The 17,200-nt window shown below is 42.2% G+C and carries 20 protein-coding genes and 1 tRNA gene; 8 read left to right on the top strand and 13 right to left on the bottom strand.

Annotated elements, in window-relative coordinates; genetic code table 11:
* Positions 1-48 precede the first annotated feature (48 nt).
* Positions 49-1,164 (bottom strand): septal ring lytic transglycosylase RlpA family protein, encoded by a 1,116-nt coding sequence (locus tag ACM5QX_RS12590; RefSeq protein ID WP_414753799.1) that lies wholly within the window; start codon positions 1,162-1,164, stop codon positions 49-51.
* 825 nt (positions 1,165-1,989) lie between these two features.
* Between ACM5QX_RS12590 and glsA the strand changes: the two genes are divergently transcribed.
* Positions 1,990-2,994: a glutaminase A gene (gene glsA, locus ACM5QX_RS12585; protein ID WP_414753798.1), complete on the top strand. Its 1,005-nt coding sequence runs from the start codon at positions 1,990-1,992 to the stop codon at positions 2,992-2,994.
* Between the two features lie 28 nt (positions 2,995-3,022).
* On the opposite strand, the gene ACM5QX_RS12580 is transcribed toward glsA, so the two are convergent.
* The 4 genes from ACM5QX_RS12580 to ACM5QX_RS12565 all read right to left on the bottom strand — a co-directional run bounded on the left by ACM5QX_RS12580 (position 3,023) and on the right by ACM5QX_RS12565 (position 7,354).
* Entirely contained in the window at positions 3,023-4,258 is a 1,236-nt protein-coding gene (locus tag ACM5QX_RS12580; protein WP_414753796.1) for a murein transglycosylase A, read from the bottom strand.
* On the bottom strand, positions 4,259-4,513 hold the full coding sequence (locus ACM5QX_RS12575) for a hypothetical protein (RefSeq protein ID WP_010997083.1): 255 nt from the start codon (positions 4,511-4,513) through the stop codon (positions 4,259-4,261).
* 289 nt (positions 4,514-4,802) lie between these two features.
* Positions 4,803-6,749: an amino acid transporter gene (locus ACM5QX_RS12570; protein WP_414753795.1), complete on the bottom strand. Its 1,947-nt coding sequence runs from the start codon at positions 6,747-6,749 to the stop codon at positions 4,803-4,805.
* Positions 6,750-6,877: 128 nt separating this feature from the next.
* Positions 6,878-7,354, bottom strand: a complete 477-nt coding sequence (locus ACM5QX_RS12565; RefSeq protein ID WP_414753794.1) for a DUF4385 domain-containing protein — start codon at positions 7,352-7,354, stop codon at positions 6,878-6,880.
* A gap of 76 nt (positions 7,355-7,430) precedes the next feature.
* On the opposite strand from ACM5QX_RS12565, the gene ACM5QX_RS12560 reads away from it, so the two are divergent.
* From ACM5QX_RS12560 to ACM5QX_RS12545, 4 genes are all read left to right on the top strand, one after another.
* Positions 7,431-7,895, top strand: coding sequence for a VOC family protein (locus tag ACM5QX_RS12560; protein ID WP_414753793.1), 465 nt, complete (start codon positions 7,431-7,433; stop codon positions 7,893-7,895).
* 322 nt (positions 7,896-8,217) lie between these two features.
* A complete protein-coding gene (locus tag ACM5QX_RS12555; protein WP_011317825.1) occupies positions 8,218-8,586 on the top strand; it encodes a Crp/Fnr family transcriptional regulator in 369 nt (122 codons plus the stop codon).
* Positions 8,587-8,614: 28 nt separating this feature from the next.
* On the top strand, positions 8,615-9,409 hold the full coding sequence (locus ACM5QX_RS12550; protein ID WP_011317826.1) for a carbonic anhydrase: 795 nt from the start codon (positions 8,615-8,617) through the stop codon (positions 9,407-9,409).
* A gap of 172 nt (positions 9,410-9,581) precedes the next feature.
* A complete protein-coding gene (locus ACM5QX_RS12545; protein WP_190567096.1) occupies positions 9,582-9,893 on the top strand; it encodes an RNA recognition motif domain-containing protein in 312 nt (103 codons plus the stop codon).
* Positions 9,894-10,099: 206 nt separating this feature from the next.
* Here the strand turns inward: ACM5QX_RS12545 and ACM5QX_RS12540 are convergent, their stop codons facing one another.
* The 8 genes from ACM5QX_RS12540 to ACM5QX_RS12505 all read right to left on the bottom strand — a co-directional run bounded on the left by ACM5QX_RS12540 (position 10,100) and on the right by ACM5QX_RS12505 (position 14,988).
* Entirely contained in the window at positions 10,100-10,498 is a 399-nt protein-coding gene (locus ACM5QX_RS12540; protein ID WP_414753820.1) for a PPC domain-containing protein, read from the bottom strand.
* 128 nt (positions 10,499-10,626) lie between these two features.
* Positions 10,627-11,316 carry a ComF family protein gene (locus tag ACM5QX_RS12535; RefSeq protein ID WP_414753792.1) on the bottom strand — a complete coding sequence of 230 codons (690 nt, stop codon included), beginning with the start codon at positions 11,314-11,316 and terminating at the stop codon, positions 10,627-10,629.
* Between the two features lie 6 nt (positions 11,317-11,322).
* Positions 11,323-11,805: a GNAT family N-acetyltransferase gene (locus ACM5QX_RS12530; RefSeq protein WP_011317829.1), complete on the bottom strand. Its 483-nt coding sequence runs from the start codon at positions 11,803-11,805 to the stop codon at positions 11,323-11,325.
* Positions 11,806-12,050: 245 nt separating this feature from the next.
* Positions 12,051-12,215 carry a hypothetical protein gene (locus ACM5QX_RS12525; RefSeq protein WP_414753791.1) on the bottom strand — a complete coding sequence of 55 codons (165 nt, stop codon included), beginning with the start codon at positions 12,213-12,215 and terminating at the stop codon, positions 12,051-12,053.
* Positions 12,216-12,253: 38 nt separating this feature from the next.
* Complete coding sequence (locus ACM5QX_RS12520; protein ID WP_414753790.1) at positions 12,254-12,661, bottom strand: VOC family protein; 408 nt, start codon at positions 12,659-12,661, stop codon at positions 12,254-12,256.
* A gap of 17 nt (positions 12,662-12,678) precedes the next feature.
* Entirely contained in the window at positions 12,679-13,278 is a 600-nt protein-coding gene (locus tag ACM5QX_RS12515; RefSeq protein WP_414753789.1) for a tRNA-(ms[2]io[6]A)-hydroxylase, read from the bottom strand.
* Between the two features lie 488 nt (positions 13,279-13,766).
* Complete coding sequence (locus ACM5QX_RS12510) at positions 13,767-14,483, bottom strand: SDR family oxidoreductase (RefSeq protein ID WP_414753788.1); 717 nt, start codon at positions 14,481-14,483, stop codon at positions 13,767-13,769.
* A gap of 418 nt (positions 14,484-14,901) precedes the next feature.
* Positions 14,902-14,988 (bottom strand) — tRNA-Ser (locus ACM5QX_RS12505).
* A gap of 106 nt (positions 14,989-15,094) precedes the next feature.
* Between ACM5QX_RS12505 and ACM5QX_RS12500 the strand changes: the two genes are divergently transcribed.
* From ACM5QX_RS12500 to ACM5QX_RS12490, 3 genes are all read left to right on the top strand, one after another.
* Positions 15,095-15,463: a 2Fe-2S iron-sulfur cluster-binding protein gene (locus tag ACM5QX_RS12500; protein ID WP_011317833.1), complete on the top strand. Its 369-nt coding sequence runs from the start codon at positions 15,095-15,097 to the stop codon at positions 15,461-15,463.
* Entirely contained in the window at positions 15,453-16,118 is a 666-nt protein-coding gene (locus ACM5QX_RS12495; RefSeq protein WP_414753787.1) for a thermonuclease family protein, read from the top strand. The genes ACM5QX_RS12500 and ACM5QX_RS12495 overlap by 11 nt, the downstream gene beginning before the upstream one ends.
* A gap of 101 nt (positions 16,119-16,219) precedes the next feature.
* On the top strand, positions 16,220-17,032 hold the full coding sequence (locus ACM5QX_RS12490) for an inositol monophosphatase family protein (RefSeq protein ID WP_414753786.1): 813 nt from the start codon (positions 16,220-16,222) through the stop codon (positions 17,030-17,032).
* Positions 17,033-17,200: the final 168 nt, after the last annotated feature.

Raw genomic sequence — 17,200 nt, 5'->3', positions numbered from 1 at the left:
CTGGGTAGTGGGGGATGCTGCTCTCCTGCTTTTCCCAGTCCCTAATCCCTATCTTCCCAAAACTTCAATCCTTACTGGTGCAACACCACTACCAATCATTCCTAGCAGTCTGGCTGCACCTGTGGATAAATCAATCACTCGGCCACGAGTAAATGGCCCCCGGTCGTTGATACGCACCACTACAGAACGACCATTACGGGTATTGGTAACACGGACTCTTGTGCCGAAAGGTAAGCTACGATGAGCAGCCGTCATGGCTTCTGGATTAAATCTCTCACCAGTAGCGGTTGGTTTGCCAGCAAACCCATCTCCATGTCCATAAAAGGAAGCTATCCCTTGGAAACTAAGTCTGATACTGCTAGCAATTCGCTGCGGCAGATTTGCTATAGGGTTTGAGGAACGTTTTGGTGAGCGTGCTGGTAAATTAGCGATTTCTTTGAGAGGCGAAGCATTACCTAAAAGTCTCCGCAGACGATTAGTTGCTTGCAGCGCATCGTTAGCAAGATTGTTGGTGGAATCTGCTAGCCTTGTGTTTTGATTAATTTCCACCAATTCTTGATTATTGAATTTGATGGTATAACGCTCTAACTTTTGTTGATTGGAAGAACTTTTATTTTGAGATTGAGAGGCAACTAATGAAGAGTCTTCGCCCTTCCAACTTACGGTAATCTGGTCAGCCTTGACATTATTTCTGATGAGCTGGTTGATTTTTGCTGCTACTAAACTAGCTCTTTTAACTGGATCGTCATTTTGCGAACGGTTCTGGATTCTGGCATCCGCTAAATTCCCCAGACTTGCCACCTGAACTGATTTCTCAGTATTAAGGGCGTACGATCGCACGCCCTCAGTATCTCCAATTGCTCCTACTTTTGTCTCCACGCTGGCAACTGGGTTAGAACTTACAAAGGTGAGAACTGGAATTTTCCGAATAAATAGGGTTGCCGCCCTACGACCTCCAAGATTATGGGGATGAATGCTCGTAATCACAGCATCCGAGGTTCTTTTCCCTTCTGATGATTGAAACTCTCCTACCTTGACTACATCACTAGCTAGAATTTGCTCAGCTGGTGCTGTAGCTTTAGTAGTTTGAGTCCGACCGACTGCGGGCGTACCCAAAACAGTTACAGATAGGGCAACAATAGTCCACAAATGTCTTTGATTCATGCGTCCGATTTTTAAAGCGACTGTAGAACAGCAGTTTTGTTAACTCATAAGAATTTGCTTCACTTTTAGTGGCAACTCCTAAAAATGCAAACTCGTTCCGCTTTCACTTTCCGTTTTATAACTCGCATCAGACTAACATGAACTTCTGGCGTTGGGGATCAGGGTTTTATCGTAGGGATCGGCGCTTTTCCCAAATTTGTTTTCTGATAATAAGCTTGAAACCTTGTTCAAATGCGGATTTTGCCCATGTAGCGTTTTTTTCGATCTACCAAGTTTTTCTTAACAAAACTTAACAATTTCCTGGCTAAAAATTGCCCTAGAAATTGCCATAGATGGAAGTACTATTGCTTAGGCGATAAGTCTTTTCTTATACTTATCAATTTATCTGATAGGGATTATAATAATCAATTATAATACAAAACAGTAATGTTAAACCTACTGAGCCAAATTATGTTTATATTCCCTTTATATTAGCTTACACCTGATATATGTCAACAGTTACAGAGATAAATATTTTAGGGACAAATACTCATGAGTATTTATCCTCAGTTAATTTTTATGATACATAGATATGTAATACTACTCTCAAATTAGTAAAAAAACGTGATGCCGATGACAATTGACCACAGTAAAGCTAAGTAAAAAAAACTGCTGACATTTGTAGCTTATTTATTTTTAAGTAAAACCTGAATTATATAGTGAGATAATGAAAAACTGGGCGTTAGTTTGAGTAGAGCAACTTATCAATGTATAAAATATAACTTTTACTCCAAAAGCCCCAAATTACTTAATAAAACGCAATTTTTGAGAGCAAGCTATTAGCTGATGAGCGATCAAGCCAATCAAGGAGATTTAGAAATACGTCCCTCTCCCCTATTAACGGTGATCAACGATTTGCATTCTAAATACAAGTCACTGAAAGAAGGGATAGTAGCGAACTACATACCAGAACTAGCCAAAGTCAATCCAGACCTGTTTAGTATTTCCATCGTTACAGTGGACGGTCAGGTTTATCAGGTAGGAGATTATCAACAACTATTTACTATCCAGTCTATTTCTAAAGTTTTCGCCTACGGACTAGCACTAGAAGATCATGGACGGGATTATGTGTTGACTAGAGTTGGTGTAGAACCAACGGGTGAAGCATTTAACTCGATTATTTTAGATGAGCAATCGAAGCGACCGTATAACCCAATGGTAAATGCTGGGGCGATCGCCACCACCAGTTTAATCAAAGGTGCTGGAGCAACGGAACGCCTCAATCGATTGCTGGAAATGTTTCGCCGATATATTGGTCATGATGTATTTGTTGATATTTCTGTATTTACCTCCGAACGCAGTACAGGACACCGTAATCGGGCGATGGCACATCTCATGCTCAACTTTGGCATGATAGATAGAAATCTAGAAGAAGCATTAGACCTATATTTTCAGCAATGTGCTGTGATGGTTAACTGTCACGACCTGGCCGTGATGGCCGCCACCTTGGCGAACAGAGGGGTGAATCCAGTCACAGGAGAACAAGCGGTAAATAGTAGATATATAAAAGATATCCTCAGCGTCATGTACACCTGCGGGATGTACAACTTTGCGGGAGAGTGGGCTTATAAAGTCGGTATTCCGGCAAAAAGTGGTGTTTGTGGGGGAATTATGGCAGTTGTCCCCAATCAGATGGGAATTGCAGTGTTTTCTCCACCTTTAGATATTCGAGGTAACAGTGTGCGAGGAGTGAAGGTGTGTGAAGAACTGTCTCAGCAGTTGGGCTTACATCTATTTGAATGTGTGAAAGTGGAGAATGGAAAATGGGGAGTAGGGAATTGTGAGTGTTGAGTTGTTCCCCTACTCCCTGTTTTTTGGTCTATTTCCTCAACAACAAATAATAGAGTGAACCATGACCGCCTGTCACACCTGCGCGATCGCCTGCTTGTTTCCCTGTTCCCATGAAGTAATCTACTCTCCCTGGGCCTTTGATGGCATTACCAGTATCTTGATCTAATACATAGCGGCTGACAGTGCGATACTCCATTCTTCCACCATCATCTGAGGGAAAGGGAATAGAAGTATGAACAAGTGCCAGTGCGCCCGGAGGCATTAAAGATTTGTCTGTGGCAATAGAACGTTCTGCTGTTACTGGTACGTTTATACTACCAGTGGCTGGTCTACTGCCAGTTTCTTGGAAGAAAACAAATCTTTCCCAACGTGGTAAGTAGTTATTTAACTCCTCTGGTTGTTGGCGGAAGAAACTGATCATTTTTGGTAGTGTCATCCCCGACAAGGGAAGTTTGCCATCTTTAGCCAGTTCTCGCCCAATACTAGTCCAAGGGTAATCGGTTCCACCTGCATAACCGATCGCAGTTCGTTGTCCATTAGTTAATTGAATTTGGGCAGAACCTTGAATTTGTACAAAGTACGCATCTAGGCGATCGCTAAACCAGAGCAATTCTGAACCACGCAATGGGCTATTATCCCCTTGTAAACCGTCTTCACCTTCCAGTTCTAATCTTGTCGGGTGTGGTTTAGACCATTGCTTGAAGTTAGATGGTAAGCGATATACAGGATATTTATATACAGAAGTTCTGACACGACTAGCTCTATAAACTGGTTGATAGTAAGAAGTAAACTTAACAGTACCCTTGCCGTCATTACCTACAGACTGGTAAAAAGCAAACTCTCGTCGCACCGCAGCTTGCAGTTGGGCTGGAGTTTTAGAATTGACAACTAGTTGACGGAAACGTAATAAACTCCGCCGTACCCGATCCAGCGTGATTCCTCTAACTGGATAATTCTGATAAATTCGTTTGGCGGTATTCGTTTGTAAGTAACGCAGACTATTGTCAATTGACGCTAATAGCGCTTTGCGGTCACTTGCTCTACCTACACCAAAAATTTGCTCATCGAAACCCAAACAAGGATTTTGTGTAACACAACTGTTACCAATTTCCACAAGTTTCAGGGGAGTCCGAGTTACAGGCGAAGGTAGTTCAGGATTGCTAGGGAGTGGTGACGGGACATCAATCACCTGGGCTACTGCGATCGGATTTACCAAAGCAATTCCCAGACTCAAGGAAAACAAAGCAAGGGTTTTTCTCATCATTTAGTTGAATCTTTCAACACTAGAACTAAAAACAGGTTCTACTCGGATCGCTACAATCCGGGAAGGGCGCACAACCATATACTCCCCTTGAATATTCTTGATGGGTACGCTAATAAAGTCACTAGAACCAGATTTGGGTACTAGTTCGCCACTATACCATTTTTGGAATTCCTGAATAGTGGGAAACCGTACTTCTTCTCGATGACCACTTTCCAGCATCATGTGTACGGCGTATTCGTTTGGAGTTCTCGGCATAAGGTTGAATCCCTTAAAATATGTTCAACCTATTGTTAACCACGTTACACCAGAATGAAAAGGGTAAGCATACGGGAGCAAGATTTACTTTTCGGGGAGAGATGACAATTAGAAACTCATGACACATTACTCCTGATGGTTCTTCTCTTCCCGCCTATGACGGTTACTCAACTGGAGACGGTTCCCAGGAAGTTGGAAATAGGGGTTTAGGGGTTTAGGGGTACAGGGGTTTAGGGGTTTAGTGATAACTCTTTCTTTCCCTTACACCCTCACACCCTCACACCCTCTTTTAACCCCCAACATGAATGGCTGGTCTTCTGTGGGGATTCTTTTCTGCACGGCGTAGAACTTCACGGGTGACTACAGCAATATCACCTTCACCAAACAGGATGAAACGTAGCAAATATTGGATGGGGTTTCCTTCTACCCAACCGAAATAAGCGTGAGGAATTTTATCTGTTTGGTCACGTATATATAAAAGTAGAGCTGCAATGGCGTTGGGTACGGCTGCACTCTCAGCTCGGAGGATGCGATAAGCTCCGACTTGCACGCCTTTGACTTTGATGACATCGGCAAAATCGGAAGCATCGGAGACAATAATCTCTAAGAACAGGATGGGATCGGTGGGTGGAATGTGATTGTCTTCACGTACCTCTGTCTCTTTTAAAAAATACTCTTGTTCATCGCCATCATTCAATCGATTGGCAATCAGGCGGATTGCACCTTGACTTTCTTCAACAATAAATTGATGAGCCAGTTCATCAACTTCGATTTGCTCTACGCGCAATTCTGTTGACCGCCAAACGCGGGAAACTAGGGAAGTAAAAATGATGGCGCTGATGAAGAAACCAGCGATTCTAATACCCTCCGGCCTTTCAATAATATTGACGATAGTCGTATATATAAATACTAGGGTGATGCTACCGAACAGAAATTGGCCTTTTGTGGATCTTTGACGGTGGGCAGAAAGAGTGACAGCAAAGGCGGCGGAACTGATTAAAACTAGTACACCTGTGGCGTAAGCTCCCCCTTGGGCTTCCACGTTGGCGCGGAAGATAATTGTGACGACAAAGGCGATCGCTGTATAGACTAAAACTAAAGGTCTTGCTGCTAATGCCCAATTGGGAGCCATACCATAACGTGGCAAGTAGCGAGGCACAATATTGAGTAGTCCCGCCATTGCGGATGCACCTGCAAACCACAAAATGGAAATTGTGCTGAGGTCATAAATTGTGCCAAAGCTGTTACCTAAATATAGATGTGCCAGATAAGCTAAGGCGCGTCCATTGGCTTTGCCGCCTGTAGCAAATTCGGCTGCGGGAATCAACAAAGTTGTGACAAAGCTGCTGGTAAGCAAAAAGAAACTCATAATTACCGCCGCCGCCGTTAGTAACTTGCGAGTATTGCGAATACGTCCACTAGGGTGTTGGGGTGTATCACTGCTACTACCTTGTACCAGAGGCATAACGGTAACGCCAGTCTCAAAGCCTGATAAACCCAGTGCCAACCTGGGGAATAACAACATAGATAGGCCGATGACGACGAAAAAATTTGAGTGACGGGCAAAAATTGCCGTTTGCCAATTAGCGATCGCTGATGGGTAAATGAGAACTTGATACAAGCCAACGCCAATTACAATTAAATTTAACAGCAGATATACGCTTACCAAAACGACGGCAATACCGATTGCTTCTCGAAAACCTCTCAAAAAAACCGTCCCTAGTAATGCTACTAGTACAAGAGTGATGGGAATGCTTTGATGATGAAATAGATTTGGGACGAGGGGATTTTCGATGATATGGGCTGTAGCATCAGCAGCCGAGAGAGTAATCGTAATGATGAAGTCTGTCGCCACAAAACCGAGTAAGCACAATACGAGTAATTTGCCTTGCCACCAAGAAAGCAAATGCTCCAACATGGCAATAGATCCTTGTCCATGTGGACTTTTACTAGCAATGCGACGATAAATGGGCAATGCACCAAAAAGTGTTAGTAGAACTAAAATCAGCGTCGCTATCGGAGAAAGAGCGCCGGCTGCTAGTGCCGCAATACCTGGTTGATAACCAAGGGTAGAAAAATAATCTACGCCAGTCAAACACATGACCTGCCACCAGGAATGCTTGCGGTGGGCTTCTTCCTTACGGTAAGGGCCTTCTTTCTCTTGTCTATCTTCTTCCAGCAACCAGTCCATCAACTGTCTGCCGAGTCGTTGTGTAGAAGTAATTAGTTTAGCCATTAAACACAGTTTTGTTACAAAAATAAAGAATATTGTTTTCTTTGCGCCTCTGTATCTTTATTAGTAAAAAAAAATATTTTAAACCAAATTTTACAGAAATTATAATTGTGATACTTTTCAACAAAAAACTAAGTCATTTCGTACATTTGTTTATGTTTAGCTAAAAGCTGGAGATATTTATCATTTGTTTTTGCTGCTAGCCACTTAGTTTTAAATATTGCTGCTGATTCAGCTTTGAGGGGGTCTACATCATAGGGTAAAATTTCTCTCTTATCATGAGTTTTTTCTGAAGATTGCTGCTTATACTTCCTCCCACTTTTATGATTAGCATAACGGCGCGATCGCGTATATCCCATTTGCAAAAACTTTCTTGCCATGTCCGCACCAACAAAATCATCTTTGTCTAAATAATCAAGAAAAATTGCGTAGATTTTTTCACTAGATTGCCTAGCAATATCAGGTGTTTTAAATCGCCAGTAGGGAAGAATTTCTGATTTATATGGCTCAACTAAAAGTACACCCTGTTCACCTTTGCCAACTCGATAGAGTTCAGGATGTTGGCGAAAGTCGAGATTTTTATAGTCTAAAGAATAATCAAAAGCCATGATTGTTTTTTATCATGGATAATAAACTCTCAAAATATAGTTACACTTCCATCCATGTAGGGAAATTTCTGCTGCTATGGTAACTACTCCTCAATCCCTAAACAGCGTACTATCACCGGGTAATCTGCGGAGAGTGCATCACATTGCTCTCAATGTTAAAGATATGCAGGCTTCTCGCCATTTTTACGGTACTATCCTGGGATTACATGAACTCACAGGTGATGAAGTACCAGCCACTTTGGTGGAACTTGTCGCTAGTGGAAAAGTTGCTAACTTCGCCACCCCCGACGGTACAATTCTAGACTTATTCTGGACACCTGAATTAACACCACCAAACCCAGACCCAGAACAAAGTTTTACTAGAGCATACCATCTAGCATTTGATATTGATCCTGGGTTATTTGAGCAAGCCGTGGCAGTTGTGCGAGAAAATCAAATTACGATCGCTCATGGCCCCGTCACTCGTCCTACTGGTAGAGGCGTTTACTTCTACGACCCCGACGGCTTCATGATTGAAATTCGCTGCGACCCACAGTCATAAACTAGCAAATAAAAAATATTAAAATCTAAAATTCATTGATGTTAGTAAAGGCGCAGAAGTCAGCCTAACTGTTAGATTGGGCTAACTTCTGCTACACTCCTTGCATATATAAAAAATAACAGCGTTTAAAGTCTTTTGACTGCCAAATTGCCACAAATCCGCTTCCGTACTTATCAAATTTAATACAGTAAAAACACTGAAGTTAGATACATATAAAAATATTCCGGGGCTGATGCTTCAAGGCAAAGTAGTATAATTTTCCCGGCTCTGATATTGCCTGTCCAAAGGCTGGAGCTAACAATAAAAATCTAGGTTTGTGCTTATGTTAAATCCTGTAGTGACGATCGCCATCTTTCAAAAGCAACCCAATCCTCAAGTATTTTCAGCAGGACAGGTCATCTTTGAAGAAGGACAAGCGGGTGATTATATGTACGGTATTGTAAAAGGAGCCGTTGATTTATTGATCAATGGTAAGGTTATAGAAACAATCGAGGCTGGGGAAATATTTGGTACAGGTATATTAGTAGGAGTGAATCATCGGAATTATACAGCGATCGCTCAAACTGATTGTCAACTAGCTTACTTAGATGAGAAAAGGTTCTTATTCGCTGTCCAAGAAACACCAATGTTTGCTCTCAATGTCCTGAGAAATTATTCAGAACGTCTCAGTCGTTTGCAGCGTTTAGTTTAATATCACAGTATGTTTCAACCGCAGGAAAATGAGTAGTACTTTACATCGAAGGCAACTACTGAAATTATTGGGTATGAGTGTCTTAGGAACCTCATTTTCCAGTTGTGTCACATCTCCAGCTAGGGCAACAACAGTCAACTGGGGATATATCGGCAAAGTAGGCCCAGAGCATTGGGGTGAGCTTTCCCCTGACTTTGCGCTTTGCCAAATAGGCAGAAAACAAACGCCGATTGATTTGCAGATTGCAGATGTGAAAGATGTCCACAGCAGCAGTCAAGATTTGTTAGTTGTCAATTATCAGCCAACGGCATTACACCTAATAAACAACGGTAAAACCGTCCAAGTCAACTATCCACCAGGCAGTTATCTTAAGTATGCTCACCAAAAATTTGAGCTACTTCAGTTCCACTTTCATCACTTCAGCGAACATCGAGTTGATGGAAAATTATACGATATGGAACTCCATTTAGTTCACCGGAGTAAATCTGGTGACTTAGCCGTTATGGGTATTTTCTTGCAAGCAGGAGCATTTAACCCCACGCTGCAAATTATCTGGGATGCCATACCTCAAAAGCAAGGAACAGAAAAGCAAATAGCGGATATAAATATAGATGTTTCTCAATTTCTCCCAGCACAACGCAGATTTTTTACTTATTCTGGCTCTCTCACAACCCCACCTTGTTCAGAAAATGTTCTCTGGTGCGTGATGGCAACTCCTATCGAAGCCTCTCCTGCACAGATAGCTCAGTTTAGTCAAACGTTTCCCCAAAACGCACGTCCAGTCCAACCTCTCAACGATCGCCTAGTTATCGAAGCCATTTAAAATTTTTCTGTTAACTTCCCCTGATTTTGTGTTGCTATGTCATACTAAGAGATGAGAATTAATTCGGCGACCGCGTTTGTTTTGAGTATTGACAGGCTTTTCCCTTTTGGTATTTACAGACATTTCTCCGAAATCTCAATCCCTAGACACTTCTGATTTTGGAGACAATAATATGTCTATTTATGTTGGCAATCTTTCTTACGACGTTACAGAAGAAAGCTTGAACGCCGTATTTGCAGAATATGGTTCTGTAAAGCGGGTTCAGCTACCTGTAGACCGTGAAACCGGCCGTGTACGCGGCTTTGGCTTCGTGGAAATGAGTAGTGATGCAGAAGAAACAGCAGCAATTGAAGCACTTGACGGTGCTGAGTGGATGGGACGCGACCTTAAAGTAAATAAGGCGAAACCCAGAGAAGACAGAGGCGGTTCTAGGGGTTCCTTTGGCGGCAATCGCAGCAACAACAACTTCCGTAACCGTTATTAAGAAAATATAGATTTGAACTGGAGAACCGGGAATGAAGAAGTAGTTATTTCTACCTCTTAACCCCCTAAAATTTTAATGCTCCTTTTGAACAGAACTTATTACTAATATCGGCTCAAGCAAGAATGCTTGAGCCTTTTTGATGTAACATCTGCAATTAACACCTCATACCAATCTTTCTTAATTACAAATTAGTATGATTTTGCTATTTATTTCATTGGTTGCAACTTAGTCACCTTGAGTTTAAAAGGCCCTACGCCAGTTTCGCCAAAAGACCGAACACGAACAATAAAAGTCCCTGTTTCATTGATGCGGGTAAACAGTAGGGAATTACTAGTGCCATCGGGGCCATCATCATTTTCTGCTAGCGTTGAGCCATCAGGTGCTAGTAGTGTGATGATACTGTCAAAACTTTCCGAGGATAAATCAACTGCTAGATTATCACCCTTATTTAGCTTGACTGCATAGTCACGGGCAAATCCACCCTGACCAGTGGGAATGTCTTTATCTGAAAGCGAATCAGAAAGTTCTTTAAAGTCAGTCAACAAGATAGGACTGTACAGCTTACTTTGAGCAAATGCTGGTGTTGTACTGATGGCAATTGCCATTAAGGTAGCGGGAAATATATTTATTCTTGTGAAATTTTTAGTCAGAAATTTACTGATCATTGTAAGTGATGTTCCCACAACAATTGGGTGGTTTGGTTAATTATAGATTTCCCAGAGATAGCTTGCCATTAATTTTTGATGTATCTATTTTTTACAGCACTGGCTGTAGCTGCTAACCCTAAGACAGTAATTTCATTTTGACGAAGTATCTGCACGGCAGATTTAACAGTAGCACCAGTGGTGTAAATATCATCTATTAACAATACTGGAGTTTTTGGGCAGCTATGACGAAAATCTTGCCCAATCGCAAAAGCTTCAGCCAAGTTATTTTCTCGTTCAGATACTGATAAACCAAACTGCGCTGTTGTCTCGCGCACTCTCGCCAAACCATTTAGTTTCAATTTTAGTCCAGTTGTTTGGCAAAAGCTTTGGGCAATTAAGGCTGCTTGATTGTATCCTCTTTGTTTTTGCTTACTGGGGTGGAGTGGGATTGGTACAACTACAATTTGTGTTGTTTGATGAAGAGAATGTAACAACCAAGTTTCTCCTAGCCATTGTCCCAAAGGACGGGCAATTTGGGGTTGATTATCGTACTTCATCAGTGCGATCGCTCGTTTGAGAGTACCACCATACAAGCCCCAGCTAAATACTGGTATTGGCTGTTTCCACAACTCATCAGGGTGTGTGTGATGGCATTTTTGTAACTGTTTGGTGCAGTTAGGACACAATTCAGTAGATGTAGGTCTTTGACACAGAGGACAGTTAGATTGCAAAAACAGGTCAAGCAGACCTTGAAAGCGTTGATTCCATGTTGGCATTTAAAGCTAGTTGAGGAATTTGACATAGACGCGATCGCACCGCGCTGTTTCCACTCCCGTGGCTGGTTGGTAGCCATGATTTTCATATAGCTTGACTGCTTCTACCAAAACACTGGCTGTTTCAATCCAAATTTCTTGAAAACCACGAGAGGCGATCGCTGCTTCTAACTGTTGTAACAAATATTTCCCCAAACCCAAACCCCTAACACTGGGTAACAGATACATTTTCCTGATTTCTACAGCCTTTTCCCCGCGATTTACAGGATAGTATGCCCCAGTACCTACTATTTGGCTTTGGTGTTCAATTACCCAAAACTCACCTCCGGTTGCTAAGTAACATTCTTCTACTTGCAACACATCGCGGTCTGCACCTTTGGGTTCCCAACCTAAACCATATTCTGATAATACGTAACTGATGACTGCGGCAGCTTTAGTGCGATCGCCTTTTTGCCAGTTACGAATTAAGAAGTCTTGATAGTAGCTGTTCATTACCGTTTGTGGGTCAGGTTTTTACAGAAAAGTCTTCTGGATCTATTCCCAATTTACCCAGCATATAGCTTCTCCTGTTGATTCTAGCTCAGGTGACACTTGCAAAGCATGGATTTTATCTATGCAAGACAACAGTCGTTGCAGTTATGACGATAGAGGCGATCGGACTAATTCATCATATAAATCATAAATTATTAGCAATCACCTATTACCCATTACCACTATTCAATTAATAACTATAGGACTCATACTTGATTTTTGAAATATACGTAGGGGAGCCACTGCGTTGGTGAAGCAGTACGGTCTTGGGGTTTCCCCAAGTGGAGTAACTGCTGAAAGGGTTTCCCTGCTTGGCGCAAGTGGCGTTGGGCAATGCCCACCGGCTCATGGTTTTGGTGGGCATTGCCCACCCTACAGATACTATTCAATTAATAACTAGCAAATAATGTTAATTAACATTGCTCATATTGCTAAAAATTTCAATTAAATTACCATCAGGATCGCGGAAATGTGCTGTTCTTAAACCCCATTCTGGACGGTCTAGAGGTTGAGTCACAATAATGGCATTGTGGTCTTTAAGATGATAATAAAACTCATCTACGTTATCTACAGCGAAAACTAAAGCTACTTTGTTCTGACATTCAATCGCCGAAGGTTGATAAGCACTGGGAACGGCTTCTGCCATTAACTCTTTTCTAAACAAAGCCAACTTAATATAGTCGCCGGTATGTAACTCAGCATAACCACTATTTTCATCGCCCCAATCGATAAAGAATCCGAGTGCATCCCGATAGAACAAAAAACAATCTTTGTAGTTGGAGACAAGCAACCTGATATGTGTTAACTGTATCTGCATATTTATGAGTGATTATACTAACTATGAATTCTAGGTTCTGGGTGTAAATTTTCTAGTAACTCACTTTCAACAATAGCTAATTCATCGAGCCTTTGACTAACAATTTCCCGGTCAAAGTAAGTAGCCGCTAAAACCCAATATGTACCAAAGTGTCGCGCCTCTGAGGCCATCAAACCTTTATAAAACTTGGCTAGTTCTGGTTCGGGACAGTGTGTCGCTAATAAGCCTAAGCGTTCGTGACTTCGTGCTTCGATTAAACCAGTCACAAGTAAGGAATCTAAAAAGCGTTCGGGTTCGTTGGTACGTGCAGCCGCTTTTAAGCCAGCGCCATAGGGAGGCGGGGGTAGGGGTGCTAGGGGTATATTGCGACGTTCTAGCCACTGATTTACTAGTTCAAAATGTTCTAATTCTTCACGGGCGATCGCTGTTAATTCCCTTACCATTTTGGTATTGGATGGGTAGCGAAACATAAAATTTAACGCCACACCCGCCGCTTTGCGTTCGCAGTGGGAGTGGTCAAGCAATATGATATCTAAGTTAGCGATCGCTTGTTCTATCCAAGCCTCACTGGTAGTTTGCTTTAGTACATTGATTGTTGATAACACGGGGGTAAGCACAGGACGAAAAAACTATCAAAATTGTAACTCCAGCACATTGATTGTAATGTGAGTGGCTAGCTTTTCGGTTATGTGCGTCAAAAAAGTGCTGTTATAATTTTCCTCTAGCCCACATAAATAAATCACCAGGGCGGAGGAAAAAACCTAACTCTCTTCACAATCCTTGCTTTTAATCAGCTCAAACTGCACTTAGTTAGTCATAATTCCCAACACTCTGGTGTTGATTAAGCGGAAAATTCCGCAATTAGGGTAAAAGTAAAGGGCTTAGAAAGCATATAACAGCTATCTTAAAAGTATTGTATCAAGACACACATTTTTATTTAGTTTTTAGAGTCTCTCATAAGCATGATCACCACTGCATTAAGACTTACAGATAATTGGGGATTTATGGGATCAATCAATCATGCCAATAGATAAAATTATGGGGATTGCACAACCTAAAAATACTTAAATATATTTAATAATCATATTTAATTCCTCATATTTCATTACCAATCTATTGATTGGCGATCGCGGAAGAAACCACCAGACGCACCACCATCAGGAAGAGTTGCTAGCCAGACAATTGTATCAACTCCTTCTTCAGGGGTTCGTGGTGCATCTTGCCCACCCATATCAGTTTTAACCCAACCAGGACACACAGAATTAACTAAAATATTCGTCCCTTTTAATTCATTGGCAAAAATTCGCGTCAGTGCATTTAAGGCTGTTTTGGAAATGCGATATGTGGGTATACCTGAACCCATATCAGTTAACTGTCCAGCGCCGGAAGAAACATTCACAATTCGACCATAGTTTTGTTCTTGCATTAAGGGTATTAATGCCTGAGTTACTCGCAAAACTCCATAAACATTTGTATCCATTGTTTGCTGTAAAGTTTCTATTTTTGTATGAAAAATGTTGTTATTACCTGTTTGGGAATCAATATATATGGCTGCATTATTAATCAAAATATCTACTTTGCCAAACTCATCACGGATAAATTTAGCCAACTGCTGACTACTTTTCTCACTTGTGACATCAAGAGGATAAGCAACCACATCTAAACCCTCAGCTTGTAATTTTCCAGCCGCAGTTTTCCCTTTAGCTTCATCCCGACTAGTGAGAACTACCAGGTATCCCTTTTTAGCCAATTGGCGGGAGGCTTCAAATCCCAAACCACGGTTTCCGCCAGTAACTACAGCAATTTTTTTAGTTGTATTCATTTGTTAGTTGTTAGTTGTTAGTTGTTAGTTGTCAGTTGTTAGAGACTATTTATAAAGTAAATCTTAAGTAGGGTGTGTTACGGCTATGAAAGGATTTGGGACTGAAAGACAAGAAAATTTAGCCGTAACGCACCGCCTCACGCATGGTGCGTTAGGAGCGAGGATATTTATTTTGTGACCAATCATCTGGGAAATTAGCGCCTAACACTGATCTTCATAAACCCGCCCCTACTGACTAGACATCCTCTAAGAGTGTTTGGGTTGTCTATCGAATTGTGATCAATATCAAACTTGACCGATTCCCAATCCCCAGCAAGCGGTTGTTTTAAATTAAATATTAGTAATATCTAAGAATTTGTTTCACCCAACTATTGGTAGAGTTTGGGCTAAAACTATATATTTAGACTAGGCTGAGTAACGGAGAGATAGGGATTTGAACCCTAGAATACGTTTCCGCATTACAGCATTTCCAGTGCTGCGCCTTAAACCACTCGGCCATCTCTCCAGATGTCACGATTTACTATTGTACGCTGAAACTCTAAAAAATGCAAAGATAAAGAAAGAAATTTTTTAGAGCAATCTGAAAGTCCCAATCAAAATCCCGAATCAAGATGTCCGAGACACACACAGTTAAAGTACGCGATCGCGCCACTGGCAAACAGTATACCCTAAAAGTACCAGAAGACCGATATATCTTACACACGGCCGAACAACAAGGGGTGGAATTGCCATTTTCTTGTCGCAATGGGGCTTGCACCACTTGTGCTGTCAAGGTGGTATCTGGTGACATTTATCAACCAGAGGCAGTGGGACTATCCCTAGAGTTGCGTCGTCAAGGTTATGCTTTGTTATGCGTCAGTTATGCCCGTTCTGATTTGGAAGTAGAAACACAAGACGAAGATGAAGTTTATGAGCTTCAGTTTGGGCGCTATTTTGCCAAGGGAAGAGTGAAAGCCGGTTTACCCTTAGATGAAGATTAAAAGCAAGATGAAGAACCAGGGTGCAGAGGGCAGGGGGCAGAGGGCAGAGGGCAGGGGGCAGGGGGCAGGGGGCAGGGGGGAAAGCTTCCTTCTCTCCACCTGCACGCTACCCCACTCCCCGCGCCTCCCCACCTGGGTGCAAAAACTTGCCATGTTTGCCTGTTTGTTACTGCTGGTGAGTTGTCAAGCCAAAAACCCTGCCACAACGTCAACTCAGGTCAGGATCGCGCGGGTGGTGAGTGGCCAGACTCTGGAAGTTGTGGGTATGGCGGAACAACCAAATTTAATTTCTCAAGTGCGATTAATTGGCGTGGATGCACCAGATTTGCGCCAACGTCCTTGGGGCAATCAGTCTAAGGAATTTTTAGAAAAATCCATAGGCGATTTAGACAAACCTGTAATGTTGGAGTTTGATATTGAAGCCAAAGACACAATTGGTCGGACATTGGCTTACGTGTGGAAAGATGACAAGTTATTAAATGAACAAGTAGTTAAACAAGGGTATGCTTTGTTTGTAGAGCGATCGCCTAACCACAAATACGATCAGCGTCTAGAACGCGCCCAACAATGGGCAAGAATCATGGGTCAAGGTATTTGGAGTCCAGATAAACCCATGCGTCAAACACCTACTGAGTTTCGTCGCCTGAATCGTTAGGACATAGGAGGCTGGGGAGCAGGGAGCAGGGAGCAGGGAGCAGGGGGAAAAGAAAAGTGTTGACTATTGACTATTGACTATTGACAACTGACTATTGACTAATGACAAATTTACAAATTTTTCTCGATATTGCGACAGAAGCCGCCTTGGCTGCGGGTGCGGTTTTACAGGGTTACTTGGGTAAGTTAGAGGATGCAGTTACAGAAAAAGGTCGTCCTGGTGATTTAGTTACCGCCGCCGATAAAGCTTCAGAAGCGGTAGTTTTAGAAATTATTCGTCGCCACTTTCCTCAACACTCCATTTTGGCTGAGGAATCGGGAAAGTTGGGGAATCAAGATAATGAATATCTTTGGGCGATCGATCCTTTAGATGGAACAACTAATTACGCGCACCAATACCCAGCTTTTTGTGTGTCTATTGGGTTATTAATTAACGGTGTACCCCAGGTTGGCGTAATTTACGACCCATTTCATGATGAGTTATTCCGGGGGGCTGCTGGTTTGGGTGCAACACGCAATCGTCGTCCTATCAAGGTTTCTGATACTTCAGAATTGAGTAAAAGCTTGTTGGTAACTGGATTTGCCTACGATCGCCGGGAAACACCAGATAATAACTATGCGGAATTTTGTCACCTCACTCATCTCACCCAAGGCGTAAGGCGTAGCGGTTCAGCAGCCTTAGATTTAGCCCATGTAGCTTGTGGCCGTGTGGACGGTTATTGGGAACGGGGAATATCACCTTGGGATATTGTCGCTGGGGTGATTCTATTACAGGAAGCTGGTGGCAAAGTGACTGCCTATGATGGTACTCCTCTAAAAATTGCCACTGGCAGAATTCTTGCAACCAATGGTTCTATTCATGACAATTTGAGTCGGGCATTAATGCAAGTGCCACCGCTATCGGCTTGGGAATAATTGGTAATTGGTAATTGCCGATGGCTACGGTTTAACTCACATCGTTTATACGCAAAATTACTGAGGTAAACCTAAATTTTCTGTCCGTTACACCATGCCTCCTGGCTTCTGTATTCTACCTCCTGCCTCCTGACTCCTTAATAGATAAAGATTTACCAAAGAGTAGTA

Source organism: Anabaena sp. CCY 9910, from assembly GCF_963920875.1.
In the GTDB taxonomy this organism is placed as follows: Bacteria; Cyanobacteriota; Cyanobacteriia; order Cyanobacteriales; family Nostocaceae; genus Trichormus; species Trichormus variabilis.
This window is presented reverse-complemented; position numbering and strand designations above follow the sequence as displayed.

Bases quoted from the DNA above. Each gene is read 5' to 3' on its own strand.
- ACM5QX_RS12590 (WP_414753799.1), bottom strand. From the start codon at position 1,164: ATGAATCAAAGACATTTGTGGACTATTGTTGCCCTATCTGTAACTGTT.
- glsA (WP_414753798.1), top strand. From the start codon at position 1,990: ATGAGCGATCAAGCCAATCAAGGAGATTTAGAAATACGTCCCTCTCCC.
- ACM5QX_RS12580 (WP_414753796.1), bottom strand. From the start codon at position 4,258: ATGATGAGAAAAACCCTTGCTTTGTTTTCCTTGAGTCTGGGAATTGCT.
- ACM5QX_RS12575 (WP_010997083.1), bottom strand. From the start codon at position 4,513: ATGCCGAGAACTCCAAACGAATACGCCGTACACATGATGCTGGAAAGT.
- ACM5QX_RS12570 (WP_414753795.1), bottom strand. From the start codon at position 6,749: ATGGCTAAACTAATTACTTCTACACAACGACTCGGCAGACAGTTGATG.
- ACM5QX_RS12565 (WP_414753794.1), bottom strand. From the start codon at position 7,354: ATGGCTTTTGATTATTCTTTAGACTATAAAAATCTCGACTTTCGCCAA.
- ACM5QX_RS12560 (WP_414753793.1), top strand. From the start codon at position 7,431: ATGGTAACTACTCCTCAATCCCTAAACAGCGTACTATCACCGGGTAAT.
- ACM5QX_RS12555 (WP_011317825.1), top strand. From the start codon at position 8,218: ATGTTAAATCCTGTAGTGACGATCGCCATCTTTCAAAAGCAACCCAAT.
- ACM5QX_RS12550 (WP_011317826.1), top strand. From the start codon at position 8,615: ATGAGTAGTACTTTACATCGAAGGCAACTACTGAAATTATTGGGTATG.
- ACM5QX_RS12545 (WP_190567096.1), top strand. From the start codon at position 9,582: ATGTCTATTTATGTTGGCAATCTTTCTTACGACGTTACAGAAGAAAGC.
- ACM5QX_RS12540 (WP_414753820.1), bottom strand. From the start codon at position 10,498: ATGGCAATTGCCATCAGTACAACACCAGCATTTGCTCAAAGTAAGCTG.
- ACM5QX_RS12535 (WP_414753792.1), bottom strand. From the start codon at position 11,316: ATGCCAACATGGAATCAACGCTTTCAAGGTCTGCTTGACCTGTTTTTG.
- ACM5QX_RS12530 (WP_011317829.1), bottom strand. From the start codon at position 11,805: ATGAACAGCTACTATCAAGACTTCTTAATTCGTAACTGGCAAAAAGGC.
- ACM5QX_RS12520 (WP_414753790.1), bottom strand. From the start codon at position 12,661: ATGCAGATACAGTTAACACATATCAGGTTGCTTGTCTCCAACTACAAA.
- ACM5QX_RS12510 (WP_414753788.1), bottom strand. From the start codon at position 14,483: ATGAATACAACTAAAAAAATTGCTGTAGTTACTGGCGGAAACCGTGGT.
- ACM5QX_RS12500 (WP_011317833.1), top strand. From the start codon at position 15,095: ATGTCCGAGACACACACAGTTAAAGTACGCGATCGCGCCACTGGCAAA.
- ACM5QX_RS12495 (WP_414753787.1), top strand. From the start codon at position 15,453: ATGAAGATTAAAAGCAAGATGAAGAACCAGGGTGCAGAGGGCAGGGGG.
- ACM5QX_RS12490 (WP_414753786.1), top strand. From the start codon at position 16,220: ATGACAAATTTACAAATTTTTCTCGATATTGCGACAGAAGCCGCCTTG.